The 6,447-nt window shown below is 31.9% G+C and carries 8 protein-coding genes and 2 pseudogenes; 5 read left to right on the top strand and 5 right to left on the bottom strand.

The features are described 5' to 3' along the window. From CO726_RS30260 to CO726_RS30250, 3 genes are all read left to right on the top strand, one after another. Nucleotides 1–385 (top strand): DinB/UmuC family translesion DNA polymerase (locus tag CO726_RS30260; RefSeq protein WP_483860609.1); only part of this gene is annotated, 385 nt, incomplete at its 5' end. Continuing rightward, nucleotides 382–723 (top strand): YolD-like family protein, encoded by a 342-nt coding sequence (locus tag CO726_RS30255; protein WP_099686758.1) that lies wholly within the window; start codon nt 382–384, stop codon nt 721–723. The genes CO726_RS30260 and CO726_RS30255, both read left to right, overlap by 4 nt. A gap of 51 nt (nt 724–774) precedes the next feature. Continuing rightward, entirely contained in the window at nt 775–1,149 is a 375-nt protein-coding gene (locus tag CO726_RS30250) for a hypothetical protein (RefSeq protein ID WP_099686757.1), read from the top strand. 328 nt (nt 1,150–1,477) lie between these two features. Here CO726_RS30250 and CO726_RS30245 read toward each other — a convergent pair whose 3' ends face one another. Continuing rightward, nucleotides 1,478–2,467, bottom strand: a complete 990-nt coding sequence (locus CO726_RS30245; protein WP_099686756.1) for a hypothetical protein — start codon at nt 2,465–2,467, stop codon at nt 1,478–1,480. A gap of 446 nt (nt 2,468–2,913) precedes the next feature. Between CO726_RS30245 and CO726_RS30240 the strand changes: the two genes are divergently transcribed. Continuing rightward, nucleotides 2,914–3,327 (top strand): TIR domain-containing protein, encoded by a 414-nt coding sequence (locus tag CO726_RS30240; protein WP_099686755.1) that lies wholly within the window; start codon nt 2,914–2,916, stop codon nt 3,325–3,327. Between the two features lie 16 nt (nt 3,328–3,343). Next, complete coding sequence (locus CO726_RS30235) at nt 3,344–4,294, top strand: caspase family protein (RefSeq protein WP_245916855.1); 951 nt, start codon at nt 3,344–3,346, stop codon at nt 4,292–4,294. 46 nt (nt 4,295–4,340) lie between these two features. On the opposite strand, the gene CO726_RS32915 is transcribed toward CO726_RS30235, so the two are convergent. The 4 genes and pseudogenes from CO726_RS32915 to CO726_RS30225 all read right to left on the bottom strand — a co-directional run. After that, nucleotides 4,341–4,463, bottom strand: a complete 123-nt coding sequence (locus CO726_RS32915) for a hypothetical protein (RefSeq protein WP_281259866.1) — start codon at nt 4,461–4,463, stop codon at nt 4,341–4,343. 30 nt (nt 4,464–4,493) lie between these two features. Then, nucleotides 4,494–5,129 carry a DUF6338 family protein gene (locus CO726_RS30230; RefSeq protein WP_245916853.1) on the bottom strand — a complete coding sequence of 212 codons (636 nt, stop codon included), beginning with the start codon at nt 5,127–5,129 and terminating at the stop codon, nt 4,494–4,496. Nucleotides 5,130–5,374: 245 nt separating this feature from the next. Further along, nucleotides 5,375–5,479 (bottom strand): annotated as a pseudogene (locus CO726_RS32255) (AAA family ATPase); the annotation flags it as partial. Beyond that, nucleotides 5,475–5,767 (bottom strand): annotated as a pseudogene (locus tag CO726_RS30225) (hypothetical protein); the annotation flags it as partial. The pseudogenes CO726_RS32255 and CO726_RS30225, both read right to left, overlap by 5 nt. Between the last annotated feature and the right edge of the window lie 680 nt (nt 5,768–6,447).

The raw sequence follows: 6,447 nt of genomic DNA, 5'->3' as shown, positions 1-6,447 counted from the left end.
AAACAAACTTGCTCAAACCGTTCATTTTTCTGTTGGTTATAGCAAGAGTTATAACGGTGGTATTAGAAAAACACATACTTTAAGTCGTCCGACTAACTTAACAATGGATATTTATAAGATTTGTACACACTTTTTACATGAACAATATACTGGAGAACCTATCCGCAGCATAAACATCTCTTTAACGAATCTAATTCAAGAAGGGGAGGAACAAATTTCTCTTTTCGATAATGTCACGCAACGAGAAAAAGAAGTAAAACTAACAAAAGTAATGGATGAAATACGCACAAGGTTTGGGAAGAACAGTATTTTGCGGGGGATTTCCTACACGCATAGCGCCACAGCTAGATACAGAAACACACTAATAGGGGGCCACAAATCGTGAATAATGCTAATATGCCAAAAGGAAGAAAAATGATAAAATGGACTCCATTTGCCGCGTTAACATCTCAATTTGATGGAATACGTGAAATGATTAAGGAACAAAACAAAGTAACCCGTCCGATTTTAACACCTGAAGAAAAAGAGCGAATTGAGAATCTGCTCTTATGTTCATTAGTATCAGAAGAGGAAATAATGATTACATATTATGAGGATGGTTATTTGCTCTCTAGTTATATGACCGTTGTTGATATTGACCCGTCAAATAGCGCTGTTGTATGTACAGATGCTTTTTATAACAAGATGAAACTACAATTTTCTAATATAATAGATGTGAAATAAAAAAATCGACGTACATAATCACATCTAAATCAATATAAGGGAGTGTAAAAAATGCAAGAGAATCCGACAAGAAAGAACGCAGCAGGAGCAATCATCCATAATGATATAAATAACTATCCCTATCTAAATATACCTATGATCATTAATGAGGAAGACGGAATGGTTTATGAGGTATTAAACGCTGGTTTTTACACTAATGAAGCAGTAGCAATGATAACAACGGATGATTTTGCTACAACCAGAGTAAATACACCAGTCACAACAGTAAAAAACAATGATGGCAGTATCAAAGCATATCGATTGCCATTAGAACTAGAAAATTGGGTTCTTTCTTGTATGCACGCTGCTTCAACAGGGAAAAATCCATTCCCATGTAAAGTTGCTTTCGGAATCATCGATACTAAATTTTATGTAGAATTTAAATAAAAAAGGTCTGCTTATTCAGCAGACCTACCATCAATTATAGCTTTATATTTTTTTGCCTGTTTCAATTTCCAAACAGGTGTAGAAGCAAGGATCTGGATTGGCTCAGGTAATAATGCGGTTCCGCCAACATAACGCGAATTTCGTACGCTAAGGAGTTTTGCATTTAAAAAACATGATCTTTCCGTACGTTAAGAGAGTTTCATAAGGGGTAGCACGCACATTTTAACGTTTTTATACGCTAAGGACTTCTTAAAACTCCATCTCCTCCAAAATAAAAAGTATCCACTATGTGAACACTTCATTTTATTATGTAACAGATATTATGTGATTAAATAATTCCAGCGGTTTTAAGAAATTCTATTTCCTTTTCGTATGTACTACAAGTATACGGGATTTCGATTAAAGGTATATTGTGTGACTTGGCATAATCACGTTTTAATTCGTCATTCTTTACTTGAGACTCATATTGTGAAACACCACCGAACTCATCTACAGGCTTATAATGCTGTTCACCTTGACACTCAATAAGACATTTAATGTTATTATCTGAACCAAGAACAGCAAAATCATAACGCAACAAGTTCTTTTGTCCTACACCATATAAGTCTTGAAACGAAACTTCAGCTCTATATGCTACATTATGTTCTCTCAATAATTTAGCAGTTCTCCATTGGAACGATGAAATGTTATGACAATCACAAAATGCTTTACAGTGATATCCATCTTTCGCTCTAGGTCCATATCTCCTTGTCTTTATTTCAAAATCTGATGATTTAAATTTATGTTCTTTACCACACAGATAGCAACGACATTTATATAACTTAAATACTATAACTTCGCCACCTTTCTTTTTTCGTTTGTCATGTACATTAATTGCTCCCTCATAATTCTCATCAATACATTCTAATATCTCTAATGATTCATGTGTGGTATATAAATAATCAATATTATAACTTTTATCTTTTACTCTAGGATAAGAATCTATTCTTTTTCTCTTACGTTCTTGTTTTAATTCACAATTTTCTCCACAATCCCTCCACTTCTTTCTAAATAATTGATCTTCAGTAAAATATCCTATTTTTCCACATTTACATTGGCATTGGTATCTCTTGTAAGATTTCCAATCTTGTATGAATTTATCATAAGTTTCTACAGAATCAAAAGTATTCCCATCAACTTTTTCCCCATTAATGAACTTTTGCTTTTTGTGTTCTAGTTCTGCAATTTTCTTTTTAGCAAATTCTTCTTGAAATACTTCAAAACCACCGATTATAGTAAAACATCCATGTTCCGTTCCAATAGGCAATACGCTGTCCATGTATTTTAAGCCTCCCCGATTTATAATTTAGACACTAGCGATCTATCGAATACTTATGTATTATATAACATCCATTTATCATCTTTCTCTTGTAATGCATTAATTTGCTTAGCGTATATTTTTGTTAAAATGTTGGTGATACGCCCATAAACGATATTTAATGTTTGATATGAAACTTTGTTTTTCGTAATGAGTTTTGGAACTGAATTTTAAACATATTTCAGTCAGTTTTGATTGTCGTTTTTAGAGATAATTTGCATTATAACGTTATTACTTATTATAAAGAATTACTTATATTTATAGAAAAAACTATCTCTTAAAATAATTGAATTTAATACTAAAGAGAATGATTGATAAATAAATTGTTTTCTAGAATTTAAAATAGGTATAATATAAATATCTCGATTTTTAAAGGTTTATGAGAAATAACAGGAAAGGAGAAAAAAATGAGTAAAACATATAATCTCTTCATCAGCCATTCATGGTCATATCATAAAAACTATGAAAGTTTGCTTGCGTTATTGGATAAAGATCCTAATTTTAGTTATAAGAATTACTCTGTGCCAAAAGATGATCCAATACATAATGCCAATAATGACAAAGAATTACGTGAAGCAATTAAAAGGCAAATGAGTTCTTGTCATGTAGTAATTATTTTAGCTGGTGTTTATGCTACATATAGTAAATGGATAAATGAAGAAATAGATTTGGCTAATAATGGTTTTTTATATCCTAAAAAGATTATAGCGGTGGAACCATTCGCGTCTAAAAAGACTTCTCAAAAGGTAAAAGACAATGCAGATGTTATTGTTGGATGGAGTTCTAAGTCACTAATCAAGGCTATTAAGGGAGAAATATAAAGGAGGGTGAACGTATATGTACGGAATGAGAAAAGCTCTTGTTATAGGACTAGATAAATATCCCTCAGCACCTTTACAGGGTGCAGCAAATGATGCTCATAGTGTATTTAGCGTGTTGAAAAGTAATAGCGATGGCTCTCCTAATTTTGATAGTAAACTTATAGCAAATGAGTGCAGTAAAGCAGAGTTAAAAAGAGCAATAAGAGATTTATTTGAAGGGGAAAATGATATTGCTCTCCTGTATTTTTCAGGTCATGGAGTTGTAACGTCTACTGGAGGATATATAGCCACAACTGATTACCAAGTAGATAATGAAGGAGTATCTATGCACGATATTTTAAGTTTAGCAAATGACTCAAAAGCTAAAAATAAAATTATTATATTAGATTGTTGCCATTCTGGTACTTTTGGTATACAGAACTGCGACAAGGAAACTGGTTTAGCGTCTATTTGTGAAGGAATGACGGTTCTGACAGCTAGTAGAAAAGATGAAGCAGCACTAGAAGTAAATGGTTCTAGTGTGTTCACATCTTTATTAGTAGAAGCTTTACATGGTGGCGCCTCAGATTTATTGGGCCATGTTACACCAAGTAGTGTTTATTCCTATATTGATAGAACATTAGGTGCTTGGGATCAACGACCGATATTCAAAACGAATGTCTCAACATTTACATCTTTAAGAAAAGTTAATCCTCCTATTGCTATAGAAGTTCTTAGAAAAATAAGCGACTATTTTTCTAGTGCAGAAGAATCTTTTCAATTAGATCCATCATTTGAACCGGATTCTGATAATCCTGATCCCGTAAATACGGAGATATTTGGAAACCTTCAAAGACTTGCACGTGTAGGATTAGTAGTACCTGTTGATGCAGATCATATGTATTATGCTGCTATGAATTCCACAGCCTGCCGTTTAACCGCTATGGGCTATCATTATTGGAAATTGGCTAAAGCTCATAAGATATAAATAGTAATAATATAAAAAGAAGCTAGATTACTAGCTTCTTTTTATATTATTTATCGCTGTTTTGTTTAGGTGGTTGAGCTGGTGGTGCAGGGGGTCTAGGAGTTAAAGGCTTATCATTCAATCCCCCTTTTTTTATAGAACTTTCTTTTAGAGTTTTGTTTTTATCCATTAGATATCCTCCATGTTTCAAATTTGATTTTTAAGGGAACTCAATCATTAAATCCGCTTTGTCCTTGGTGATATATATACCTTGCATAGAGTATAATTTTTGGGCAGTAGAGTTTCTGTACACATCCACATCTCTAATAAAAAGTTCATTATTATCATATGTATCAGAAAAAGCCTCGACCCACCCTTGATACATTAAGTCATTTTCTAAATCTCTAATAATTATCCAACCAATATCAGGAGAATCAAATACATATGACCAAACGTCTAATTGGCCAAATTTTTTACTTATCCCTGTTTTTTTAGCGAATTTATGTAAAAGTTTATGATTAAGTGCTGCAGAAATTAAAAAGGCTAAAATAATAGATAGACCTGTAGCAATCACAACCTCTTTAATATCGATAGAAGATTGTTTATTAATTAGAGAATTTAGAAAGCTCACTTTCCATGTAGGGATTAATCCTTTAATTGTAACAATAAAATTGTTGAAGGCAATAATTAAGTATAGTAAAAAGTATGATGCTAATCCTAGTATAAAAGAATACAATAAAAACATTTTGAATTCTCGAACTCGATGTGGAGTTAGGGTATCAATGATTAGTAATGAAATTATACCAGGAAAAAATATAAGTAGTAGTCTAATTGTTAATTCTGAAATTGTAATCAAGCCTCCTGTTATATGATTTATGTTTTTGACAATTAATTATATCAGAGTTAGTTAATAAGAGGCGTTTTTGTTTCCCTCTACAATGGATAAATAAACAAAAATTTTATTCTAAAGGTATATTAGTCTCATTTTAGATCCTAATGATACATGAGTTGTTGATAACTCTTTGTATTATCAGGGGAATCTTTGTATATTTTAAGAGTTTCTATATTTTTAATCAACATACGTTAATAATCATTTTACATCTACTTAATCCCAATAACTAAACTATCCCTTGCAGCTTCTACAACTTCTGTAGTAATAGCATTAATATTGTTAATCTCCATTACTCGTTCAATTTGTGTGAATAATATATTCATAGTCGTCTACTACTGGAAAATTTTTGGATATTCATTCATGTACTTTTTTTCTACTAAACAAGTCTTCACTTTGTTTATGGATGCTTATGGAATCTCTTGCAACTTCAAAAACTCTTCAAATTCATTATTAATATCTATTCCATAAGGCTTTAATATTTGATGCAATTGTCTAGCAACCCTTGTTTCTTCGTAAATCATGTATTCATATTTTTCAGGCTGGAATTCTGTTACTAAGACATATGTGTCCAATGGGTCGTTTTCAAATAAAAAGTAAAACATTATGATTGTTGGTATGGGATCATCCGGTATCGGGAAATCTACATTTATTACAATGATTACTGGTTTAATTGAATTACCAGTAGGATTAAAAAGTGTACGGTGCACTTTTGGAATATGTTTGTCGTAATCATTTTGGGAATAATTTTTGGTAACATCTTATCCTATTTAAATCAAGCACCCTAATAAAGATTGAACAAGTTACAAAAATTATGGTTTTTGGTAACTAATCTTAGTGCTTTATTCATTTACTTTGCGGTTCATAGCAGGAACCCTGTCATTCCCCCATAGTTTGAATTTATAATTATAAATAACAAGATGTAAAGTACATAATAAGTGTAATACTATCATATTCTTGAACGTTTCAGAAACAAACACATAGTAACAGTGATTATGGGTACACCCTAATCATCTATTGGTTAGTTAACGAAAACACTTCGTTTCAATTGTATGATTAGGGTGTGTGATAACAAGTCAAAGAATGAAAGAGTGGTGTATCCACTTTTTATGAAGTAGTAACAAAACATTTATTTTTCTAATCTTTTTTCAACCCAACTATTGAACTACCCCCACTTTCACTTCGTTTAGAAGTGAGGGATTCCTAAGTAAAGAGTTCTATCGAACTCTAATTGATTAGGCTATCCCCGCAGTCCTTGCGGTTAGAAGCCTTATCGCCTCATTCT

Origin of the sequence: Bacillus fungorum, assembly GCF_002746455.1 — a bacterium.
GTDB classification, from domain to species: Bacteria; Bacillota; Bacilli; order Bacillales; family Bacillaceae_G; genus Bacillus_A; species Bacillus_A fungorum.
The sequence above is the reverse complement of the archived record's forward strand: the minus strand, read 5'-3'. Positions and strand labels throughout refer to the sequence as shown.

Coding starts and splice junctions, on each gene's coding strand:
- CO726_RS30250 (WP_099686757.1), top strand. CDS start 775: ATGCAAGAGAATCCGACAAGAAAGAACGCAGCAGGAGCAATCATCCAT.
- CO726_RS30245 (WP_099686756.1), bottom strand. CDS start 2,467: ATGGACAGCGTATTGCCTATTGGAACGGAACATGGATGTTTTACTATA.
- CO726_RS30240 (WP_099686755.1), top strand. CDS start 2,914: ATGAGTAAAACATATAATCTCTTCATCAGCCATTCATGGTCATATCAT.
- CO726_RS30235 (WP_245916855.1), top strand. CDS start 3,344: ATGTACGGAATGAGAAAAGCTCTTGTTATAGGACTAGATAAATATCCC.
- CO726_RS32915 (WP_281259866.1), bottom strand. CDS start 4,463: ATGGATAAAAACAAAACTCTAAAAGAAAGTTCTATAAAAAAAGGGGGA.